Raw genomic sequence first — 22,369 nt, 5'->3', positions numbered from 1 at the left:
GTGAGTAAACAGTAACGCGTCATCCCGGGTATCAGAATGTCAGCAGTGCGTCCTCTCGACCAGCTTTCCCGCACTCCCCAGCAGTCGGAATGGCTCGACACCATCATCAAGGGCGATTGCGTGGCGGCGCTCGACAAGCTGCCGGCCAACTCCGTCGACATCATCTTTGCCGACCCGCCCTACAACCTGCAGCTCGACGGCGACCTGCATCGCCCCGACCAGTCGAAGGTCGACGCGGTCGACGACCATTGGGACCAGTTCGAGAGCTTCGCCGCCTATGACGCCTTCACCCGCGCCTGGCTGCTTGCCGCCCGCCGCGTGCTGAAGCCGAACGGCACAATCTGGGTCATCGGCTCGTATCACAACATTTTCCGCGTCGGCGCGACGATGCAGGACCTCGGCTTCTGGATCCTCAACGATGTCGTCTGGCGCAAGACCAACCCGATGCCGAATTTCCGCGGCCGCCGCTTCCAGAACGCCCATGAGACCATGATCTGGGCCTCGCGCGACCAGAAGGGCAAGAACTACACCTTCAACTACGATGCGCTGAAGGCGTCGAACGACGACGTCCAGATGCGCTCGGACTGGCTGTTCCCGATCTGCACCGGCGGCGAGCGCCTGAAGGACGAGGACGGCAACAAGCTGCACCCGACGCAGAAGCCGGAGGCGCTGCTTGCCCGCATCATGATGGCCTCGACCAAGCCCGGCGACGTGGTCCTCGACCCGTTCTTCGGCTCGGGCACGACGGGTGCGGTGGCCAAGCGCCTCGGCCGCCACTTCGTCGGCATCGAACGCGAGCAGGCCTATATCGACGCCGCCAACGAGCGCATCGCTTCGGTGCGTCCGCTCGAAGGCCCGGCACTCACCGTGCTCACCGGCAAGCGCGCCGAGCCGCGGGTCGCTTTCGGCAGCCTGCTCGACATGGGCCTGCTGGCGCCCGGCGCCACGCTGTACGATGCCAAGAAGCGCTGGGCGGCCAAGGTTCGTGCCGACGGCACGCTGGCGATCGGTGACACCGCCGGCTCGATCCACCGCGTCGGTGCGTCGGTCCAGGGGCTCGACGCCTGCAACGGCTGGACCTTCTGGCACTACGAACGCGCCGGCGGCCTGACCCAGATCGACGAGTTGCGCCGCATCGTCCGCGTCGGCATGGAAAAGGCGGGAGCCTGATCGATCAGTCTCGCGCCGGATAAACCGGCGCGCAGCCTGCATCGACACTCCGTTCTGGACCTTCAGAGCCCGGTTCGGGCCTGCGATAAGAATTGAATTCCGGCAGCCAATCTAGCCAGTCCGGATTCGTCGATCGGCCGGTTTCCAGTCACCGTCCGATCCCGAGACGCTCGAGGTCCGCCTCGAGCGTTTTCGCATTTGTGAACAGCACTGCCTGCCAGCCGGCGTCGATGGCGGCGTTCACGTTCTTCTGGCTGTCGTCGATGAACAGCGAAGCTTTCGGGTCGAGGCCGAAGGTCGCGACATGTAGATCGTAGATGCGGCGGTCGGGCTTGATCAGGCCGACGTCGCCCGACACGGTCACGCCGCGCGGCGTTTCGAGGAACGGGAAACGGCCGCGTGCTTCGCGGAAGGTGTCCGAGGCCCAGTTTGTCAGCAAGGTGACGTCGTGGCCGGCGGCGACGAGGCTTTCCATCAAGGAGACGCTGTCCTCGTAGTGGTGCGGCACCATTTCGTGCCAGTTCTGGCGAAAGGCGCGGATGTTGTTTTCGTGCTCGGGGAAATCGGCGACCAGCAGCGCCTCGGCTTCTTCCCAGGTCCGGCCGCGATCCTGCTCGATGTTCCATTCGCTGGTGCAGACATTGTCGAAGAACCAGCGGCGCTGGGCGGCGTCGGGGATGATGCGGCTGAAGGGGATTTCCGGGTCGTAGTGGATCAGCACCTTGCCGATGTCGTAGACGATGTGGCGGATCTCGCTCATGGCTTCCCTAGCGTGTTCGTTTCGTTGCGCCCGGTATGGCAGCTTCGATGACTTTTTTCATGACGGTTGGCAAGGCTTCGCCATTGAGCGCGACCGCGGCCGACCAGAAGTGCCCCTGGGGTGGCGCGCCCGGCGGCACCTCGGCGCGATAGACTTCGAGGTCGAGCGAAAAATGGGTGAAGACATGGGCAATGCTGCCGGCACGCCGCCAACTGGCGGGGAAGGGGGCGCTGGCGGCGCCTGTCGCGCCGTCGATCCGTGAGGTCCAGCCCGTCGTCGGCACCTCGGTCATGCCGCCGAGAAGGCCTTTGCCGGGCCGTTTGCGCAACAGCACCGAACCGTCCGGCGTGACGGCGACGAAGGCCGCGCCCCGCCGCATCGGCTTTTCCGCCTTGGCCGGCTTGACCGGGTAAAGCTCGGGGTCGCCATGGGCAATGGCGCTGCAGTCGTCACGCAGCGGGCACAGCATGCAGCGCGGCCGGCGCGGCGTGCAGATGGTGGCGCCGAGGTCCATCATCGCCTGGGCGAAGTCGCCGGGCCTCGCGGCGGCGAGCATGCGCTCGACATGCGCACGGATTTCCACCTTGGCCTGGGGCAGGGGCGTTGCGATCGAAAACAGCCGGGTGACCACGCGCTCGACATTGCCGTCGACGACCGCCGCCGGCCGGCCGAACGCGATCGAAGCGATCGCCGCCGCCGTATAGGGGCCGATGCCGGGCAGTTCGCGCAGGCCGTTCTCGCTGTCGGGGAAGCGTCCGCCCGGCAGTTGCACCACCTGTTCGGCGCAGGCCTTGAGGTTCCGGGCGCGCGAGTAGTAGCCGAGCCCGGCCCAGGCCTTCATCACGTCCTCGGCTTCGGCGTCCGCCAGAGACCGGACGGTGGGCCATTTCTCGAGGAAGGCGCGGAAATAGGGCTTCACCGCCTCGACGGTGGTCTGCTGGAGCATGATCTCCGACAGCCAGACGCGGTAGGGATCCGGGCGGATGCCCCGCTTCAGGTCTGCGGGGGGCGTGCGCCAGGGCAACTCGCGATGGTGAACGTCGTACCATGCGAGCAGCAGTTCAGCGATCCTGCCGTCGACATCGGCGGCGTGCTTGCGGCTATCGGTCGGGGATGCCATTGATGGTCTGGACTGCCTTCGGCGTTGCGTGTCGACAGGGGTATTCTGGAGAACGACATGGCAGGGAAAAGGTGGACGGGCAATCCCGTCCCGGTCAGCGATCTGGCGAGCGCCATCCTCGATCCCGTCCTGCGCAAGCGCACCGGCATCTCGGTCGGGCTCGTCCAGTCTTGGGAAGAGATCGTCGGCCCCCGCCTTGCCCACAACACCCGGCCTGAAAAGATCCAGTGGCCGCGGCGCATGCATGAGGACGATCCGTTCGAACCGGCGGTGCTGATCGTCGCCTGCTCGGGGCCGGCAGCGTTGCATCTCCAGCACGAGACCGGCGAGATCATCGGCCGGGTCAATTCCTATCTCGGCTTCAACGCCATAGGCCGAATCCGCATCGTCCAGAAACCGGTTTCGGGAGCGGCAACCAGGCCGCGGCCGCGCCTTCGCAAGCTGACCGACGCCGAGCAGGGCAAGCTGTCGGGCGCGGTGCGCCTGATCGAGGACGAGGGCCTGAAGGCATCGCTCGAGAAGCTTGGCGCCAGCATACTGGGCAGCCGAAAGTAGAACTGGCTGTCTTTCTCGCGCATTCGTGATCGAAAGTGCGGCAAATCGCGATTGGTTTGGGGACAGCCATGCCTTAATTCGCGCCAACTCTCGCTTTCACGTAACCGCACATTGCAAAATCCAACCATCGTCAGGTGATTCGTATGCTTCGTTCGATTTCTCGCAGGACCGCACTTACCGGGATCGCAGCCGTTTCGGCCGCGGCGCTGCTTTCAGCTTGCAGCGACTCCGGCGAGCAGGCCAACGCGGCAACGCCCAAGCCTGCCGAGCCGGCAACGCCGGCCGCCACCCCGGCCGCTCCTGCGACGCCTGTCCAGGCGGTGAAGGCGCCCGAGGCGCAGGGCACGGTCGACATGGCCAAGCTGCTCGAAGCCGGCAGCCTGCCCGACATGGTGCTCGGCAAGGCGGACGCGCCGGTGACCATCGTCGAATACGCCTCGATGACCTGCCCGCACTGCGCCAGCTTCCACGAGAAGACGCTGCCGACGATCAAGACCAACTACATCGATACCGGCAAGGTGCGCCTGATCTACCGCGAGTTCCCCTTCGACCCGCTGGCCGAGGCGGGCTTCATGCTTGCGCGCTGCTCGAAGGATAACTACTTCCCGATGGTCGACGTGCTGTTCAAGCAGCAGTCGAACTGGGCAGCGTCGCAGAACCCGAAGGACGCGCTGCTGCAAATTTCCAAGCTGGCCGGCTTTTCACAGGAGTCGTTCGAGGCCTGCTTGACTGACCAGAAGCTTCTGGACGATATCAGGGCGGTGCGTGCCCGCGGCGAGAAGGATTTCAAGGTCGACTCCACGCCGACCTTCTTCATCAACGGGAATGTCTACAAAGGGGCGATGTCCATTGAGGAAATGTCGGCGGTTATCGACGGCATGCTCTGACAGGTTCGTAGCGCCGGGGCCACGCGGCTTCGGCGTACCCTTGCGTGCGGACTGGCGCGAATGAAGTTTTCGCGCCTCCGCCTTCTCGGTTTCAAGTCTTTTGTCGAGCCGGGCGAGTTCGTGATCGAACGCGGCCTCACCGGCATTGTCGGGCCGAATGGCTGCGGCAAATCCAATCTGGTCGAAGCGTTGCGCTGGGTGATGGGCGAAAGCTCGTACAAGAACATGCGCGCTTCCGGCATGGACGACGTCATCTTCTCGGGTTCGGGCACCCGGCCGGCGCGCAACACCGCCGAAGTGACGCTGTTCCTCGACAATTCCGACCGCACAGCCCCGCCTTCCTTCAACGATGCCGACGAGTTGCAGGTGTCGCGCCGGATCGAGCGCGAGGCAGGCTCCGTCTATCGCATCAACGGCAAGGAAGCGCGTGCCAAGGACGTGCAGCTTCTGTTCGCCGACCAGTCGACCGGTGCCCGGTCGCCGTCGATGGTGGGGCAGGGGCGCATCGGCGAACTGATCCAGGCCAAGCCGCAGGCGCGCCGTGCGCTGCTGGAAGAAGCGGCCGGCATCTCCGGCCTTCATACACGTCGCCACGAAGCCGAGTTGCGTCTGCGCGCGGCAGAACAGAACCTCGAACGCCTCGACGATGTCGTCGGCGAACTCGAAAGCCAGATCGAAAGCTTGAAGCGCCAGGCGCGCCAGGCCTCCCGCTTCAAGAACCTGTCCGCCGACATCCGCAAGGCGGAAGCGACGCTGCTGCATCTGCGCTGGACGCTGGCCAAGACCCAGGAAGGCGAAGCGCAGTCGGCACTGGCGACGGCGACGGCACTGGTCGGTGACCGTGCCGCGGCCCAGATGGCGGCGGCGAGGGACCAGGCGGTCGGCGCACACAAGTTGCCGGAAATGCGCGATGCCGCTGCTGCGGCGGCCGCGACCTTCCAACGGCTCTCCATTGCCCGTTCGCAGCTCGAGGAAGAAGCTGGGCGCATCAACTCGCGCCAGAGCGAACTCGACCGCCGTCTGCAGCAGCTCGACGCCGACATTGCCCGCGAGCAGCGCATGATCGGCGACAACGCCGCGATCCTGTCGCGCCTCGACGCCGAGGAAAAGTCGCTCAACGACGAGAACGCCGGCGCGACCGACCGCGAGACGGCGACACGCGCTGCCTTCGAAGAGGCGATGGCGACGTTGGCGCTGACCGAGGCGGAACTGGGCCGGGTGACCGCCGAACGCGCCGACGCCGCCGCCGGACGCACCCAGGCCGAGCGCGCGATGCGCGATGCCGCCGAACGCCGCGACCGTTTCGCCCGCCAGTTGGCCGAGCTCGACCGCGAGGCAAGCGAGATTGCCGCCCGCATCTCTGCACTCGCCGATCCGGCGGAAAAGCAGATGCTTGCCGAAGCAGCGCAGGAAGCGCTCGAAGAGGCAGAATTTGCTGCCACCGAGGCCGAACGTGCGGTCACCGAGGCACGGCAGGCGGAAGCTTCGTCGCGCGCGCCGCTGCAAGAAGCCAAGGCCGAACTGGCGCGTATCGAGACCGAAGCGCGCACGCTGGCCAAGATCATCAATGCTGCCTCGGGCGACCTTTTCCCGGCTGTGCTGGAACAGATCGGCGTCGAACGCGGGTTCGAGACGGCTCTCGGCGCTGCCCTTGGCGACGATCTCGAAGCAGCGCTCGACCGTGCTGCGCCCGTCCATTGGGGCGATGCCGAACCGGCGCCGGGCGATCCGAAGCTGCCCGATGGCGCGCGCAGCCTTGCCGAGGTTGTCCGCGCACCGCGCCAGCTGGCGCGACGCCTCGCACAGGTCGGCGTGGTCGATGCCGCCGAGGGCGCAAAGCTGCAGCGGCTTCTGATGCCCGGCCAGCGCCTTGTGAGCCGCGAAGGCGCGCTGTGGCGCTGGGACGGATTGACCGCCAGCGCCGATGCCCCGACCGCGGCAGCACAACGGCTTGCGCAGAAGAACCGGCTTGCCGAACTCGACGCCGAGGCGGTCGAGGCGACACTTTTGGTGCGCAAGGCCGAAGAAGCGCTGGCACGTGCCGAAAATGCGCTACGCGAAAGCACCGAGGCAGAGCGTCAGGCCCGGCAGGCTTGGCGCGAAGCGCAGCACGAGGTGGGGGCGGCCCGCGATGCGCTGGCCCAGGCCGAAAAGGCTGCGGGCGAATTGACCAGCCGCCGTGCCGCGCTCGACGAGGCCCGGGCGCGTGTCGCCGATGCGCATGAAGAGGCGCAAGCGACCTATGTCGAGGCCGAGGACCTGCTTGGCTCGGCACCTGATCTCGCCGACCTGCAGATGCGCCTCGAACAGCTTTCGGGCGCCGTCGCGCGCGATCGCTCGGCGGTGGCCGATGCGCGCGCCGTGCATGACGGGCTCAGCCGCGAGGCCGAGGCCAGGGCGCGCCGGCTTGCGGCGATCGCCGCCGAGCGCCAGAGCTGGGTGCTGCGTGCCGAAAGTGCTGGCGAGCAGATCGAGGCGCTCGCCGAGCGGCGCGAGGAAGCTGCAGCCGAGCGCGAAACGCTGGCCGAAGCGCCGGACGAACTCGACGTCCGCCGCAGGGCGCTGATGTCGGAGCTCGGCCGCGCCGAGGTCTCGCGCAAGGAAGTCTCCGATCGCCTGCAGGAGGCCGAGGCCAGGCAGGCCGTTCTCGACAAGGCGGCGACCGCCGCGATCCAGGGGCTGGCCGAAGCCCGGGAGGCCCGTGCGCGGGCCGAGGAGCGCCTGACCGCCGCCGACGAACGTCGCCGCGAGGTCGAGGCACGCATCCAGGAAGTGCTTGCGACACCGCCCCATCTGGTCCTTCGGCATACCGGTCTCGAAGCCGACAGCCCGATGCCGGACCCGGTTGAGGTCGAGCGCACGCTGGAGCGCCTCAAGATCGAGCGCGAGCGGCTCGGTGCGGTCAACCTGCGGGCCGAGGAAGAGCAGAAGGAACTGTCCGAGCGGCTCGAGGCGATCGTCTCCGAGCGTGAGGATATCATCGAGGCCATCCGCAAGCTGCGCCAGGGTATCCAAGGGCTGAACCGGGAAGGGCGCGAGCGCCTGCTGGCCGCTTTCGATCTCGTCAACGGCCATTTCAAGCGCTTGTTCACCCACCTGTTCGGCGGCGGCACGGCGGAGCTTCAGCTCATCGAATCCGAGGACCCACTCGAAGCCGGTCTCGAAATCCTTGCCCGCCCGCCCGGCAAGAAGCCGCAGACGATGACGCTGTTGTCCGGCGGCGAGCAGGCGCTGACGGCGATGGCCCTGATCTTCGCGGTGTTCCTGACCAATCCGGCGCCGATCTGCGTGCTCGACGAGGTCGATGCGCCGCTCGACGACCACAATGTCGAGCGTTTCTGCAACCTGATGGACGAGATGGCGGCATCGACCGAAACGCGATTTGTCGTCATCACGCACAACCCGATCACCATGGCGCGGATGAATCGCCTGTTCGGCGTGACCATGGCCGAGCAGGGCGTCAGTCAGCTTGTCTCAGTCGACCTCCAGGCCGCCGAGGCCCTGCGCGAGGCGAGCTGACCCGCAACCGGTTCGCGGCCAGCCCATGCGAGCCAATGAGGCTTTCCGGCGCTCCGGGACCGGCTCGGCGAGGCGCGCCTACTGCACTGCAGCTTGCTCGAGCAGATAGGCGATCGCCATGTTGCGTTCATCCTCGTGGAGTATGTCCATGTCGAAGAGCTTCATGCTGCGCAGCCCTTCGATGACGAGGAAAGCCACGAGCAGCTTGGCCGTATCGGGATTTTCGGCCTTGAGGCGGTCGAGCAGATGGCGTTTGAAGTCCCTGACCGGATTGAGGAAATCGGGGTCTTCGGCGAGGGCGGCAAGGACGCCGGCCGCAGAGTGCTGCTTTTGACTGCACTCCTGGGCCGACAGCTCGACATAGGCAGCCAGGCTGCTATTGGCTTCGTCGTCGGACGATTTGGCGCTGAGCGCTTCCTCGAAGGTCTTGAGGTAATCCTGGACCAGGGCCTGCATCAGCTTGGCTTTGGTGGGGAAATTATAGAGCAGCCCGCCCTTCGACACCCCGGCGCGCTGGGCCACCGCATCGAGCGACAGGTTGCCCGGGCCGACAATGTCGGCAAGTTCGGCGGCGGCAGCGAGAATTTTGTCGCGTGAACTAGGTCTGTGGCCCGACATGATGGCGTCTCCGTGAAACTTCACATTATCGTCGATTGACATTACCGTCCAGACGGTACAGTAAGCGCCCCGCACTTGGGTTTTCATATAAACAGGTTCAATGTGCATCGCGGCCCGCCCGGATGCCGATTGGGGATCTCCTTTGATCAAGCGTCTCATCATCGCTCTCGTATTGCTCGTTCTCGTCTGCGGCGGCATCGTTGGATTCAACGTCTTCCGCGACAACGCGATCCAGCAATTCTTCGCCAACATGCCGGTCGCCTCGGTGACCGTGGCGACCGCCAAGGTCGAGCCCGCACCGTGGACGCCCGGCATCGAAACCATCGGCACGGTCAACGCCTCCCAGGGCGTCGATCTGACGGTCGAACAGGCCGGCATCATCAAGGACATCAAGTTCGCGGCCAACCAGCGCGTCAACCAGGGCGACGTGCTGATCCAGCTCGACGATACAGTTCAGCAGGCGGACCTGGCGGCCGCCAAGACCCAGGCGGCGCTCGACCAGCAGTCGCTCGACCGCGCCATCGAGCTGCAGCGTCGCGGCGTCGGCTCCGAAGTCGCTCTCGATGCTGCAAGGGCAGCCGCCTCGACATCGGCATCACAGGTGCAGAAGCTGCAGGCCGTGGTCGACCAGAAGCAGCTGCGTGCGCCGTTCTCCGGCACCATCGGCATTCCGAAGGTGGATGACGGCCAGTATCTGGCGCCGGGCACGATCGTCGCCACGCTCCAGGATCTCGAAACGATGCGCGCCGATTTTTCCGTTCCCGAGCAGCAGCTTGGCCTGTTGAAGATCGGCCAGCCGGTAGGCTTCGGCATTGCCGCCGACGACATGCCGTTCAAGGGCTCGGTGGTTGGTATCGACCCCAAGGTCGATCCGCAGAGCCGCCTGGTCTCGGTCCGCGCCGAAATCACCAATCCGGAAGGCAATCTGAGCCCCGGCCAGTTCGTGCGCGTCCGCGTCGAGCTGCCCGAGGAAGACGGCGTGCTGGCCGTGCCGCAGACCGCGCTGACCACCAGCCTCTATGGCGACTACGTCTATGTCGTTCGTCCGGCCGAGGCCAAGGCGGCCGCAGGCACTGCAGCTTCCGCCGCCGCATCTGCCGCACCCGCCCAGCCGGCGGCGGCTGAGCCGGCTCTTGCCGTCAGGCAGGTGTTCGTCAAGGTCGGCCGCCGCTCCGAAGGCCGCGTCGAGATCACCGAAGGCGTGTCGGCGGGCGACGAACTGGTCATTGCCGGACAGAACAGGCTGACCAACGGCACGCCGGTGAAGATCGACAACACCGTTTCGCCGACAGCCTCGGCCAATGCGAAGGCAACCGCGAAATGAGTTTTTCCGACATCTTCATTCGCCGCCCCGTCCTGTCGACGGTGGTCGCCTTCATGATCCTGCTCCTGGGCTTCCAGGGACTGTTCAACCTGTCGGTTCGGCAGTACCCCGAGGTCGAGGAGACGGTCATTACCATCTCCACCGTCTATCCCGGCGCCAGTGCCGACCTGATCCAGGGCTTCATCACCGCGCCGATCGCCGCCGCGGTGGCGACGACGGAGAACATCGACTACGTCACCTCGCAGAGCCGCCCGTCGTCGAGCACGGTGACCGTGCAGATGGAACTCGGTTCAAACCCTGATACCGCGCTGACCGAGGTCATGTCCAAGGTCCAGCAGGTGCGCGGTCAGCTGCCGAGCGACGCCAAGGACCCGACCATCGTCAAGGGCACGGGTATGCAGTTCGCCATCATGTATCTGGCGATGCAGAACCCGAACATGAGCTCGGAAGAGCTGACCGAATACATCGAGCGCGTCATCCGTCCGCGCATGTCGACCATCGAAGGCGTTGCCGAAGTCCAGGTCCTGGGCGCTGCCAACTATTCGATGCGCGTCTGGATCGACCCCGTGAAGCTCGCCGCGCGCGGCCTCACCGCCGCCGAAGTGCTGCAGGCCATCAACGCCTCCAACTTCCTGTCGGCGCCGGGCAAGACCAAGAACGAATACGTCGCTTACTCGATCACCATGAAGTCGACGCTGCAGACACCGGAGTCTTTCGCCGAACTGCCGCTCAAGTCCGCGAACGGCAACGTCGTCCGGCTGCGCGATGTCGCGCATGTCGAGTTGGCCGCCGAAAGCACCGACACCGTCGTCAATTTCAACGGCGAGCCGGGCACCTTCATCGGCATCTTCCCGACACCTTCGGCCAACCCGCTGAACACGGCAGCAGCCGTCATCGCCGAGCTGCCGGCCATCAGCGCCAGCCTGCCCGAAGGCATGACCATCACCATGGTCTATGATTCGACCGAGACCATCAGCGCCTCGATCGAAGAGGTGTTCAAGACCATCGCCGAAGCCGTCGCCATCGTCATCGTCGTCATCCTGTTGTTCCTCGGCTCGTTCCGTTCGGTGCTGATGCCGGTGGTGACCATTCCGCTGTCGCTGATCGGTGTCTGCTTCATCCTTCTGATGATGGGATATTCGATCAACCTCTTGTCCCTGCTGGCCATGGTGCTGGCGATCGGACTGGTCGTCGACGACGCCATCGTGGTGGTCGAAAATATCCACCGCCACATGGAAGAGGGCATGACGCCGATGCAGGCGGCGTTCAAGGGCATGCGCGAGATCTTCGCGCCGGTGGTCGCCATGACCATCACGCTCGCCGCCGTCTTCGCCCCGCTCGCCTTCACCGGCGGTCTCACCGGTTCGCTGTTCCGCGAATTCGCGGTGACGCTGGCAGGTGCCGTCGTCATCTCCGGCTTTATCGCGGTGACCATCACCCCGATGATGTCGGCGCGTCTGCTGAAGGCCGGCAACCACAGCCGTTTCGCGCAGTTCGTCGACCGCACCTTCGAACGGGTCGCCAACCGTTATGAGCGGTTGGTGGCCGGCTCGCTCAAGTACCGGCCGGTGACGCTGCTGATCGTCATCGCACTGGTTTCGGTGACGGGCTTCATGTTCTTCAAGACGTCGAGCGAACTGGCGCCTGAAGAAGATTCGGGCGCGCTGTTCTCGCTGATCACCGCACCCCGCTATGCGACGACGGAGTACACCAGCCTCTACGCCGACCAGATCCGCGACCTGACCAAGGACCTGCCGGAGCTCAAGGCCAACTTCTCCATCGTTGGCATGGGCGGCGAGACCAATTCGGGCTTCTCGGTCTGGGCGTTCAAGGACTGGGCCGATCGCGACCGGTCGCAGGCCGAGTTGCAGGCCGATATCCAGGGTCGGCTGTCAAAGGTCAGCGGCGTGCAGGCGCTGGTCTTCGCACCACCGTCGCTTCCGGGCGCCGGCGGCGGCTTGCCGATCTCGATGGTCATCCAGTCGACCGGCGATCCGAGCCAGGTCTATGAGGTGGCCGAGCAGATCAAGGAAAAGGCGCAGGCCTCGGGACGCTTCATCGTCGTGCAGAACTCGCTGTCCTTTGACGCGCCGCAGGTCACCGTGACCATCGACCGCGATCGTGCCGCAGCGCTCAACCTGTCCGTCAGCGATGTCGGATCGACGCTGAGCCTCCTGGTCGGCGGCGGCGCGATCGCCGAGTTCGACCGCGATTCCAACAGCTACGACATCATCATGCAGGTGCCGGAGGAGTACCGGAACAATCCGGAGAAGCTCGGCGAGTTCTTCGTTCGCAGCGTCAACGGGCAAATGGTGCCGCTGTCGGCCGTCGTGACGATCAAGACCAACTCGTCGCCGGCTTCTATCGAGCAGTTCAACCAGCTCAATTCGGCGACGATCTCGGCACTGCCGGTGCCCGGTGTGACCACCGGCGACGGCCTGAAGACGATCGAGGACATAGCGCGGCCGTTGCTGCCGGGTGGCTTCTTCGTCGACTACTCCGGCCAGTCGCGCCTGGAAAGCGAGCAGGGCAGCACGATCCTGATCGCCTTCGCACTTGCCATCGTCGTGATCTACCTGGTGCTGGCGGCACAGTTCGAAAGCTTCCGCGACCCGTTCATCATCATGATGTCGGTGCCGCTTTCGATCTTCGGCGCCATCGTACCGCTCAACCTCGGCCTCGGTACGCTCAACATCTACACCCAGGTCGGCCTGATCACGCTGATAGGACTGATCACCAAGCACGGCATCCTGCTGGTCGAATTCGCCAACCAGCAGCGCGAGGAGCATGGCTTGTCGCGCAGCGAGGCGATCATCGCCTCGGCCAAGGTTCGCCTGCGGCCGATCCTGATGACCACGGCCGCGATGGCGCTCGGCGTCGTGCCGCTGATCGTTGCCTCGGGTGCGGGTGCTGCCGCACGCTACTCGATGGGCCTGGTGATCTTCTCGGGCGTGATCGTCGGCACGGTGTTCACGCTGTTCGTGGTGCCGATGTTCTACACCTTCATCTCGCGCAAGGACCTGGCAGCACATGCCGAGTTGCCTGATGCCAAGCAGATGGCCGAAACGGCTCATCACTGAACTGGTGGATGAGACATGCGAAAGGCCCCGGAGCGATCCGGGGCCTTTTCTTATGAGCCCTACGCCGTAGCCGACTTCGTCGAGCAGCAGCGCACGAGCGATGGCTCCGAGACCTTCACCGACTGGGAGCTTCGTATCATCGGTCCCGACGGCGGGTCATGATGGACAAGCAGCGGACGGGCAGTTGGGCCGGTTTCTCGGCACCATGTTGGATCGTCGCGTCGAAGAACAGGCTATCCCCTGGAGACATTCGATAAATACTGGCCCCGTGACGGTACGAGATCTCGCCTTGCAGCAGGTAGAGGAAGACGGTGCCTTGATGGCCGGCCGCCGGAAAGACGTCTGTCTCACAGGTGAGGGAGATCAGATGGGGCTCGACGAGCAGTCCATTGGCGTTGACGTCTGTATGGCCGAGGGGCTTGCACTGCTGTCTGGCAGCCTTGCTGTTCGGAACAGCGTCGCTACCGGCTTTGACGAAGACGGCGGTACATTCAGTTTCGAATCGGCTCACCAGCCAGGTAATGGGCACAGCCAAGCCGCGCGATATCGCCTGCAACGTCGTCAGTGAGGGCGAAATGCCCCCGTTCTCGATCTTGGAGAGCATTCCCACCGACAGGTTCGTGGCCGCCGCCAGGTCGCTCACCTTCATACCGTGCCTGGTTCGGAAGGCGCGAACCTCACGACCGATTGCCGTATGCAACAGTGGTTCCCTGGCTCGCTTCACTTTGGGATCTGGATCGATGGTGCTGGGGATTGCGTGAGGCGGGTGATCCGTCATGTGAACGGACCACCCGAGGCCCGGGATCAATATCCTCCGCGCCGTGCCGGCATCACTATCGTCTTGGTTAGAACGTAGTGAAGGATCGCTGCCACCAGACAGGCAGGAACGGACGCACTGATCCAGACGAATGGACCATGCGCGGCAAGCGACTGGGGATCGAACAACGCGTAGTAGACGAGGCCTCCGCCCACCAGAGCCAGGAACGAAGCCGGATTGATGCCGCGCCAGAAGGCGTAGTCGGAATCGGCACCGTCGTTGAAGACGTCGCACTGCTTGATCCGGCCTCGCCGCAGGACCAGATAGTCCATCGCCGTCACGCCGGAGAGTGGCGCAAAGCTAAGGGCTGTCCAGGCGAGGAACTTGAAAAAGTTGTCGTAGAACTCGCCCGGGAAGAAGGTGATGACGATCGCCGGCACAAACAGCGCACCGGTCAGCAGTCCCCATGGCAGGGCTTCGAAATAGCGTCCGCCAGCCTGCCGCATGGCGAGGCACATGCCGTAGAAGATGCTGACGATGGCGGTGATGTTTGCCAGTCCGACGAACAGCAGCGCGGTCACTCCGACAAAGGCTCCGCCGAGCGGGATCATCCAGGCGGTCGGGTCAGATGACCCGAGGCTGAGCGCGGCAAACAACCCGACAGTTTCGCCGAGAACAGTAGCAGCAAAGACGCCGATCAGATTGGGCCAAAGTGCTGCGCGGGGTGTACGCGTGAAGCGCGTGATGTTGCCCAGAACCGGCCACCAGGCAAAACCGGCAGCCAGATTCCACTCGACCGCGATCATGAAGTTGAGCCTGTGGTCGTCAAACGGTGCAAGAGGAGCGGCACTGCTGATGTCGCTCCAGCTCTTGTGGCTGAAGATGAGAAACAGGATGCCGAAGCACAAGATGAGCTTGCCAGGGCCGACAAAGCGGTTGAGCCATTTGACGACAGTCGGGCCTTTCCACAGCAATAGCCACGAGATTGCGATCGCGAGGATCGCGAACAGCGTGACCCCGAGGTCGTTTTCGCCGATATGCGTGCCGCCGACCTGGTTCATGGCGCCGCTGATCGCGCGCCCGAACATGATCGACAGGATTGCCGACCAGCCGACGCCGAAGGCCAGGAAAATCCCGACCAGGATCAGGATGCCGATAGGCCCGAAGACGCTGCGCATCAGTGTGAATTGTTCGATCCCGAACTTTCCGGTCGATATGCAGACGCTGACGGCCATGATCGACACGCCGATGACGTTGCCGATGATGATGGCGTAGATGCCGTCGCGGGCACCTACAAGCAGGGCTGTGGCGCCGCCAAACAAGAATGCCCAAGTGGCGATGGCGAGGCCGATACTGATCCAGGAATGATCGAGGAAGCCGATCTCGCGTTCTTCTTTCAGCACTGGTAGCGTGCCGAAGGCGGAGCTTGCGCCGGTGAAATTGGGTTGGGACGCCATCAGTTACCCCCGATCCACATGGCGATCGCGACGACGAGGATAAAGGAGTTGACGGCGAACCACATGCCGATTTCGCGGCCCGATATGTCGGTTCGCGCCGGATCCTCATAGTTCGGATCGGCAATGATGTTCAGTCGCCTGTTCAATTCCCGACGTATTTCATTGTCGGGGCTCGTTGCAGCTATAGTCATTTCATCCTCCTCCAAAGATTAAATTAACACCGATCGGGGCGTTGATTGTCCTTCAACGCCCCGGGGTTGGCATCGTCCTGTTTTCCTGGCAGTCCGGAATCATCGCGGCTTCCCCCGCGGGCAAAAGTTTCGCCCGACGCATTGGTTCTGTTGAGGACCGGGAAGCTCGCAAAGGGTTCTCCTGTCTGATCGACCCCAGGTTCCATCGGATTGTCGGATGTGCGGCGCGCTCGTTGTCTTGTCGCATAGGGTCGCTGCCCATCACGCCATAACGTTGCGGCAGTTTGAATTCCGTGTCAAACAATTTTCCTGACACAATTGTAAAAATAGTAGCGAGTTCGCACGTATCAAGACGAAAGGCATATGCCCTTGAACGCTCTAATGCGGGCAGGATACTTTAAGTTGCAAAGTGGTTGAAAACTGATGTTGACAGTGATATCAAAGCTACGTAGCGTCAAGCTCGAAAGTGCAGTCGAGTACCAGTGCCCTCGACACCTGAAGCGGCAGTCTGGCCTTACTTCAGGTGCTGAACCGACGCAGTCGCGTCGCGCTTCTCCGGCAGTGCTCAAGTCAGGAAATCATCCATGGAATCTGCCGCTCTCATCCATCTCAAAGATCGCGTGAAATCAGTCAAACGGGCCACGACCCGCCTCTACCGCAATCCAGGCGTCCGGGCAGAGTCGTTGCTGGAGGCGGCGCTGGAATGCTTCGCCGATGAAGATTACGGGAGAGTAACGATCCCGCTAATCGCTAAGAAGATGGGTGTTGCTCACTCGCTCATCTGTTATTACTTCAAGAACAAGGAATCGCTGTACCAGTCTTCCGTGCTTCACGCGCTTGACCGAATGATGACCCGCTATAGCGAGCTCGTCGCGCAACATGAAAGTCCGGCCGAACGGCTGAGCGCCTGTCTGGACCTCAATGTCGAGATGTCGGAGACGCTGCGTAGCCTCGCGCGCATCATGTTCGTCAATGCCTGTGGCCCCAAGGACTCCGGTCCCAAGTTCATCGACAGCTTCGTCGAGGATTACTACGAGTCTGAGAAGAGGCTTTTCGCCGATTGCATCCACACAGGCGTCGAGGCGGGCATTTTTTCCTGCCCGGATCCTGATGAGATGGCGGCGTTCATTTCGCGCAACATCGACGGTATCTACTTCGGCTGCTTCATGCCGCATGGAACTCCGATCCCGGCTGCGATGCGTTACCTCAAGGGGGTGATCTGGGGGTTGCTTGATTATGCCGGCGACCCGTCCGCCAAAAGCCCCTCCACAAGCAAGAGCGGGAGATAGCCATGTGCCAGGTATGCGGCTGCGGGCCTGAGAACATTCGCATTGACGGCAAGAGCGGCGGGGGTGACCACGAGCACCTGCATGCCCATCACCATGATGATGACGATCATCATCATCACCATGATGGGCACCATCACCACGACCACGATGACGGACATCATCACCACCACCACGGCGACGCCCACGGTCACGTTCATGGCGACGGCGACATGCATGAGCACCGGCATTCCGTTGCTGGGGCGGGTCCTGGTGATCTGCATTTCGGCAAGGATGCCGCCAAGACCCATGTTCCGGGCATGAGCCAGAAGCGGCTGGTGCAGATCGAGCAGGATATCCTGGCCAAGAACGGCATGTTTGCCGACGACGTCCGCGACGAACTCAGCGCGCATGGCGTGCTTGCGCTCAACCTGATCGCCAGCCCCGGGGCGGGCAAGACCACTTTGCTGGTCGAGACCTTGCAGCGGTTGAAGGGCACCTTCCCGACCTGGGTGATCGAAGGCGATCAGGAGACGACCAATGATGCCGATCGCATTCGTGCGACGGACACCCAGGCGGTGCAGATCAATACCGGCAAGGGCTGCCACCTCGATGCCGACATGATCCAGCGTGCGCTCGCTTCGCTTTCGCTACGGCAGGGCGGCGTTCTGTTCATCGAAAATGTCGGTAATCTTGCCTGCCCGGCCGGCTTCGACCTTGGCGAAGCCCACAAGGTGGTCATTCTGTCTGTCACCGAAGGCGATGACAAACCGGTCAAATATCCCGAGGCGTTCGCCGCGGCCGACCTTCTGGTCATCTCGAAGTCGGACCTGGCACCCTACTGCGATTTCGACATCGAGGCCTGTGTTGCCCGTGCCCGCGAGGTGAACCCGGCGATCGAAAGCATCGTCGTTTCGGCGCGTGATGGCACCGGGATGACGGAATGGCTGGAGTGGATCGTCCGCGCCCGTCAGCAGCAGCTGCAGGACCTCGCACGAGACCTGCAGGCACGGGTGGACTCCATCTGCAACACGCTGCACGCATGAGGTTGTGTCATGCATGAGCTCACCATCGCCTCAAGCCTGATCGACCTTGCCAGCGATCACGCCGCGCGCAACGGCCGGGCCCGGGTCATCGGAATGCATGTGCGCCTCGGAGTCATGTGCGGCATCGCCCGCTCGCTCTATTTCTGCTTCGGCCCGGCGACGCGCGGCACGCTTTGTGAAGGTGCCAAGCTGCACATCGAGGAAGTGCCGCTGACCATATTCTGCGAGCACTGCGCCGAGGTGCGGTCGCCGCTCTCGCTTTCCAATCTTCGTTGCCCCGACTGCGGGAGGCCTTCACGCAAGGTGCTGTCCGGGCGCGAGATGGAGCTTATCCACATCGAGCTTGAGGAAGAAGCGCAGCACCCTGCGGCCCAGGCTCGGCAAGCACTTCAGTAGTTATCTGTTGGGAGGAACAGCATGCTTGATCGAAAAACAGAGACAGCAAAGTGGCAATTCACGCCACATCAACATCGCGGCCCCGCCGAGCAGTTCGGCGAGAATGACCACATCTACTCGCCGAAGCTGCACAATGGTTCGTTCAAATCCAGGGGGCTCGCCACCTTTATGGGCGCGCCCTATTGCCCGCCGGATCGCCACAAGATCCGCGAGATGGGTGCCAAGATATGCTTCCTGGCCGTGCCGTGGGACCAGGGCCAGATCGTGCGCGCCGGCGCCTCGCAAGGCGCCGCGGGGCTGCGCGACGCGACGACGCAGTATTTTCCCTACATGTTCGAATACGACGTCGACCTGCTGAGCTTTTTCCGTGTCGTCGACTGCGGCGACGTGCCGACCGTGCCGGGCAACAACATCAAGTCGCAGGAATATACCGCCGACTACGTCACCGAGTGCCTCGAAGGCGGCGCCAAGGTGATCCTGTTCGGCGGCGATCACTCCCTGCCGATCCCCGGCGCCAAGGCGCTGTCGCGTTTCACCGGCAGCGGCAAGATGGGCTATCTGCATGTCGATTGCCATCTCGACGCCGGACCCGACTGGGCCGGCAACCTGATCACCAACTGCTCCGGCGCGCCGCGCGCGCTCGACCTGCCCAATTGCAACGCCAGGAACATGGCGCATATGGGGTCGCGCAACAGCCTCAATCCCAAGGACTGGTGGGACTTCTACGTCGACAACGAGATCCGCGTTGTGACCATGCCCGAGATGATCGAGCGCGGGCTGGAAGTGTGCGCCAACGAGATCTTCGAACGGGTGAAGAAGGACACCGACTCGCTGTACTTCACCTGGGACACGGACTCGATCGACATAAGTTGCATGCCCGCCAACTCCGCGCCGGAATGCTACGGCCTGAAAGGGCGCGAAGTGATCCAGCTTGCGCGCATCGCTGGCCGCCACGGCTGCGACATTCTCGATATCGTCGAGCTCTGCCCGTACTTCGATCCGAGCCAGATCAGCGTCAAGATGACGGTCAACATGATCTACCACTATCTCGGCTCGCGTGCCCAGACCCTGCGCCAGCAGGGCAAGCAACCGTAAGAATTCTCAGGGAGGAGATTAAGTCATGAACCCAGCAAAATCCTATGCCCATCTGTTCTCGCCGCTTGGCGGCGACGCCGGCGACAACTACCGGGCGCCCGGCCTGATCACGTTCCTGCGTTCGGCTCACGTGCCGCTGAATGCCGAAGCGCTGAAGGCCTGCGGTGCGAAATACGCCTTCGTCGGCGTGCCGTTCGACGAGGGTAACATCGGCAAGCCCGGCTCGGAGGATGCTCCGCGCGAGTTCCGCCTCATCACGCAGGAGTATTTTTCCTACTGGTTCGAATACAATGTCGACCTGCATGGCAAGGCTGTCGATTGCGGCGACGTTTCGATGCCGAAGGTCAGCCCCGAGGTGGCCCATGAGCGCATCTATCGTGCGGTCCGCGAAGTGCTGAAGTCCGGGCTCATCCCGATCATCTGCGGCGGCGACCGCTCGATTTCGATCACTGCGGCGCGGGCGCTGTCCGACCATATCGGCCCGCAAAAGAAGATGGGCTACATGCATTTCGGCGCGCAGCTCGACATGGCCGACAGCTGGGCCGGCGAGCGCAATCTCGCCCCGTGCGCCATGGCGCGCATCACCGAACTGCCCAATCTCGACATCAGGAATGTCGCGCATCTGGGCGCCCGCAACGCCATGAACCCGAAGGACCATATCGACCTCTCGAAGGAGAGAGGCCTTCAGTACGACTCGATGTTCGACCTGTTCGACGCGGGCATCTACCCGCTGGTCGAGCGTTCGATCGACCGGGTCTGGAGCGGCACCGACGCGCAGTACCTCGGCTTCAATTTCAACGTCATGGATTCGTCGACGGCACCCGGCGTCACTTCGACGGAACCGGGCGGCCTCGAGTCGCGTGAGATGATGCGGATTGTCGACATGATCGCCAAGCGTGGCGGTGTCAGCGTCATCGATCTCACCGAGCTATGCCCGATCTTCGACATCAGCGGCACGGCGGCCCGCCTGGCGGCGTGCGTGATCATGCGCCTGATGGCTTCGCTGGCAGCACAGGATGGCGACGTCATCGACGACAAGCTGCGCCGCACCGATCTGGTCGCCGCCGAATAGACAGCCACTTGGACAAGGCCGGCTGCCGCCGGCCACAGGAGTTGATGGTGAACACGACAACGAACACAACAAAGATCACGCGGTTCGCTGCGGCGGTTGCCGTTGCATATGCCGCGTCGACGATGCCGAGCTACGCGCATTTTCTGCCCGAGGCCGGCGGCCTCGGGGCTGGACTATCTCACCCGCTCTCCGGGCTTGATCATATCCTGGCCATGGCTGGGGTAGGCATCTGGGCCGGGCAGAATGCCGACAACGAGCCGTATTTTCGCTGGCTGCCGCTCGGCTTCGTCATCGGAATGATCGCGGGCGCGGTCTTTGGCATGACCGGGCTGTCGCTTCCCTTTGTCGAACTGGGCATCGCCGGATCGGTGGTGTTGCTGGGCGCGATCGTGGCGCTGGGCAGCCGGGTGCCGTTCGGTGCGGCCTTTGCGATGACGGTTGCCTTCGGCGGCCTGCACGGTTTCGCCCACGGCCAGGAATTGCCGATTGCCAGCAATGCCTTCCTCTATGGGCTGGGGTTTGTCGCTTCGACAGTTGTCCTGCATGCGCTGGGCTTCTCGCTTGCCAGCTTCGTCGCCCGCTTGTCCTGGCGTAGCGCGCTCAAGGTGGGCGGTGGCGGCATCGCCGCCGCAGGCGTCGTCCTGGCAGCCGGTCTGGCCGGCTGATCGGTCGAGCCTATCGATCGGCGGAGCCGGCGCCCAGCCGCCTCCGCCCGGCCTGAGCGTTGGAGGGCGCTCAGGCACATCGCTTCGGCCATACGGCTGAAACCTCCGCATCCTGATCTGTCGCATGCCCTGCAAATGGGAAGCGACGAACGATTGAACTCCCTGGCGCGCGATGCCGCGCCGGTACGAAACCTGTTTGCCAAAATGACCGGAGGAACAAGATGACCTTGAGCTGGCGTTTTACCGCCCTTGGCGATCGTCACCGAGCACTCGGCTCCAATCTCGAGGATTGGAGCGGCATGGGAACAGCCTGGACCTACGACGCCGATCCGTTCGACCAGCACGTCGCGATCCGCACCAGGGCCGGCCTGATGGACGTTTCAGGATTGCGGAAGATGCACCTGATCGGGCCGCACGCGATTGCGATCCTCGAGTACATCACGACCCGCAGTGTGGCCAAGATCCAGCCGGGCCGTTCGGTCTATGCCGCTATCCTCAACGAGCGCGGCCACCTGACCGACGATTGCGTGCTGTATCGCAACGGACCCAACGCCTGGATGCTGGTCAGCGGAACCGGCACGGCGCATGAGGAGATCATCAAGCAGGCCGCCGGGCGCAATTGTGCCGTGCTGTTCGACGACGACCTTCACGATCTATCGCTGCAGGGACCTCTGGCAGTCGATTTCTTGGCCAAACACGTGCCCGGAATCCGCGACCTCAATTATTTCAACCACATCCACACCACGCTGTTCGGCGCTCCGGTGACGATCTCGCGCACGGGCTACACCGGCGAGCGCGGCTACGAGATTTTCGTGCGCGGCCAGGATGCGCGGCTTGTCTGGGATACGATCCTTTCCGAAGGCAAGGATATGGGTATCATCCCGTGCTGCTTCAGCACGCTCGACCTGCTGCGGGTCGAGAGCTACCTGCTGTTTTATCCCTACGACAATTCCCAGATGTACCCGATTGCAGGAGAGCCGGTTGGAGACAGCCTGTGGGAACTCGGCCTCGATTTCACGGTATCGCCTGGCAAGACCGGCTTCCGGGGGGCGGAAGAGCATTATCGCCAGAAGGGCAAGGAGCGGTTCAAGATCTTCGGCATGCTGATCGAGGGCGACCAGATGGCCGATCTCGGCGACGAGGTCTGGGCCGACGGCAAGAAGGTCGGCGTCATCACCTGCCCGTCCTATTCGAAGCTGACCAAGCGATCGATGGCGATCGCCCGTCTCGATGTGCCCTATGCCAAGCAAGGCGTAAAGCTGGAAGTCCGCGGCAAGTCGCTGCGGGCTAACGCGATCGCTCACACGCTGACCTTCGACGATCCGGAAAAGAAAAAACGGACCGCAAAGGGGTAATATCCGAAGATGGTAGCGGGGGATCGATGTGAGCCTG

21 protein-coding genes are annotated in these 22,369 nt (G+C 63.5%); 14 read left to right on the top strand and 7 right to left on the bottom strand.

Going from position 1 to position 22,369, the window contains the following annotated elements:
- Positions 1-36 precede the first annotated feature (36 nt).
- Positions 37-1,170: a site-specific DNA-methyltransferase gene (locus N7E70_RS23930; protein WP_263007847.1), complete on the top strand. Its 1,134-nt coding sequence runs from the start codon at positions 37-39 to the stop codon at positions 1,168-1,170.
- 148 nt (positions 1,171-1,318) lie between these two features.
- Here N7E70_RS23930 and N7E70_RS23925 read toward each other — a convergent pair whose 3' ends face one another.
- Positions 1,319-1,930 (bottom strand): HAD family hydrolase, encoded by a 612-nt coding sequence (locus tag N7E70_RS23925; protein WP_263007846.1) that lies wholly within the window; start codon positions 1,928-1,930, stop codon positions 1,319-1,321.
- Between the two features lie 7 nt (positions 1,931-1,937).
- Entirely contained in the window at positions 1,938-3,050 is a 1,113-nt protein-coding gene (gene mutY / locus N7E70_RS23920) for an A/G-specific adenine glycosylase (protein ID WP_263007845.1), read from the bottom strand.
- Positions 3,051-3,107: 57 nt separating this feature from the next.
- Between mutY and N7E70_RS23915 the strand changes: the two genes are divergently transcribed.
- The 3 genes from N7E70_RS23915 (at position 3,108) to smc (ending at position 8,011) form a co-directional block, all read left to right on the top strand.
- Entirely contained in the window at positions 3,108-3,605 is a 498-nt protein-coding gene (locus N7E70_RS23915; protein ID WP_055978324.1) for a DUF721 domain-containing protein, read from the top strand.
- Positions 3,606-3,748: 143 nt separating this feature from the next.
- Positions 3,749-4,492 carry a DsbA family protein gene (locus N7E70_RS23910; RefSeq protein WP_263007844.1) on the top strand — a complete coding sequence of 248 codons (744 nt, stop codon included), beginning with the start codon at positions 3,749-3,751 and terminating at the stop codon, positions 4,490-4,492.
- 60 nt (positions 4,493-4,552) lie between these two features.
- Positions 4,553-8,011 carry a chromosome segregation protein SMC gene (gene smc / locus N7E70_RS23905; protein ID WP_263007843.1) on the top strand — a complete coding sequence of 1,153 codons (3,459 nt, stop codon included), beginning with the start codon at positions 4,553-4,555 and terminating at the stop codon, positions 8,009-8,011.
- Between the two features lie 78 nt (positions 8,012-8,089).
- Here smc and N7E70_RS23900 read toward each other — a convergent pair whose 3' ends face one another.
- Positions 8,090-8,788, bottom strand: a complete 699-nt coding sequence (locus N7E70_RS23900; protein WP_331461847.1) for a TetR/AcrR family transcriptional regulator — start codon at positions 8,786-8,788, stop codon at positions 8,090-8,092.
- Between N7E70_RS23900 and N7E70_RS23895 the strand changes: the two genes are divergently transcribed.
- From N7E70_RS23895 to N7E70_RS23885, 3 genes are read left to right on the top strand one after another with little or no spacing between them, the layout of a single operon-like run.
- Complete coding sequence (locus tag N7E70_RS23895) at positions 8,772-9,953, top strand: efflux RND transporter periplasmic adaptor subunit (protein WP_263007842.1); 1,182 nt, start codon at positions 8,772-8,774, stop codon at positions 9,951-9,953. The genes N7E70_RS23900 and N7E70_RS23895 overlap by 17 nt on opposite strands.
- The gene (locus tag N7E70_RS23890) at positions 9,950-13,033 is read left to right on the top strand and encodes an efflux RND transporter permease subunit (RefSeq protein ID WP_263007841.1); all 3,084 of its coding nucleotides are present in this window, start codon (positions 9,950-9,952) and stop codon (positions 13,031-13,033) included. The genes N7E70_RS23895 and N7E70_RS23890 overlap by 4 nt, the downstream gene beginning before the upstream one ends.
- Before the next feature lie 15 nt (positions 13,034-13,048).
- On the top strand, positions 13,049-13,195 hold the full coding sequence (locus tag N7E70_RS23885; protein ID WP_263007840.1) for a hypothetical protein: 147 nt from the start codon (positions 13,049-13,051) through the stop codon (positions 13,193-13,195).
- Here N7E70_RS23885 and N7E70_RS23880 read toward each other — a convergent pair.
- From N7E70_RS23880 to N7E70_RS23870, 3 genes are all read right to left on the bottom strand, one after another.
- Entirely contained in the window at positions 13,170-13,733 is a 564-nt protein-coding gene (locus tag N7E70_RS23880) for a helix-turn-helix domain-containing protein (RefSeq protein ID WP_263007839.1), read from the bottom strand. The two genes, N7E70_RS23885 and N7E70_RS23880, sit on opposite strands and share 26 nt — an antisense overlap.
- Positions 13,734-13,837: 104 nt before the next feature.
- Positions 13,838-15,247 carry a purine-cytosine permease family protein gene (locus N7E70_RS23875; RefSeq protein ID WP_263007838.1) on the bottom strand — a complete coding sequence of 470 codons (1,410 nt, stop codon included), beginning with the start codon at positions 15,245-15,247 and terminating at the stop codon, positions 13,838-13,840.
- Positions 15,247-15,438: a hypothetical protein gene (locus N7E70_RS23870; RefSeq protein ID WP_263007837.1), complete on the bottom strand. Its 192-nt coding sequence runs from the start codon at positions 15,436-15,438 to the stop codon at positions 15,247-15,249. Before N7E70_RS23870 ends, N7E70_RS23875 begins: the two co-directional genes overlap by 1 nt.
- Positions 15,439-16,022: 584 nt before the next feature.
- Between N7E70_RS23870 and N7E70_RS23865 the strand changes: the two genes are divergently transcribed.
- Positions 16,023-16,727 (top strand): TetR/AcrR family transcriptional regulator, encoded by a 705-nt coding sequence (locus N7E70_RS23865; protein WP_263007836.1) that lies wholly within the window; start codon positions 16,023-16,025, stop codon positions 16,725-16,727.
- On the opposite strand, the gene N7E70_RS23860 is transcribed toward N7E70_RS23865, so the two are convergent.
- A complete protein-coding gene (locus N7E70_RS23860; protein ID WP_263007835.1) occupies positions 16,673-16,948 on the bottom strand; it encodes a hypothetical protein in 276 nt (91 codons plus the stop codon). The two genes, N7E70_RS23865 and N7E70_RS23860, sit on opposite strands and share 55 nt — an antisense overlap.
- Between N7E70_RS23860 and hypB the strand changes: the two genes are divergently transcribed.
- From hypB to N7E70_RS23830, 6 genes are all read left to right on the top strand, one after another.
- Entirely contained in the window at positions 16,937-17,749 is an 813-nt protein-coding gene (gene hypB / locus N7E70_RS23855) for a hydrogenase nickel incorporation protein HypB (RefSeq protein WP_263007834.1), read from the top strand. The two genes, N7E70_RS23860 and hypB, sit on opposite strands and share 12 nt — an antisense overlap.
- Positions 17,750-17,758: 9 nt before the next feature.
- Positions 17,759-18,145 carry a hydrogenase maturation nickel metallochaperone HypA/HybF gene (locus N7E70_RS23850; protein ID WP_254300334.1) on the top strand — a complete coding sequence of 129 codons (387 nt, stop codon included), beginning with the start codon at positions 17,759-17,761 and terminating at the stop codon, positions 18,143-18,145.
- Between the two features lie 21 nt (positions 18,146-18,166).
- On the top strand, positions 18,167-19,240 hold the full coding sequence (locus N7E70_RS23845) for an agmatinase family protein (protein ID WP_269441423.1): 1,074 nt from the start codon (positions 18,167-18,169) through the stop codon (positions 19,238-19,240).
- Between the two features lie 25 nt (positions 19,241-19,265).
- On the top strand, positions 19,266-20,312 hold the full coding sequence (locus tag N7E70_RS23840; RefSeq protein WP_254300332.1) for an arginase family protein: 1,047 nt from the start codon (positions 19,266-19,268) through the stop codon (positions 20,310-20,312).
- 47 nt (positions 20,313-20,359) lie between these two features.
- A complete protein-coding gene (locus N7E70_RS23835; RefSeq protein WP_267322174.1) occupies positions 20,360-20,977 on the top strand; it encodes a HupE/UreJ family protein in 618 nt (205 codons plus the stop codon).
- Between the two features lie 221 nt (positions 20,978-21,198).
- Positions 21,199-22,332: an aminomethyltransferase family protein gene (locus N7E70_RS23830; RefSeq protein WP_263007830.1), complete on the top strand. Its 1,134-nt coding sequence runs from the start codon at positions 21,199-21,201 to the stop codon at positions 22,330-22,332.
- Positions 22,333-22,369: the final 37 nt, after the last annotated feature.

This window comes from Aminobacter sp. NyZ550, from assembly GCF_025628925.2.
GTDB classification, from domain to species: domain Bacteria; phylum Pseudomonadota; class Alphaproteobacteria; order Rhizobiales; family Rhizobiaceae; genus Aminobacter; species Aminobacter ciceronei.
Note: the sequence above shows the minus strand (reverse complement) of the source record. Positions and strands in the feature narration are given on the sequence as shown.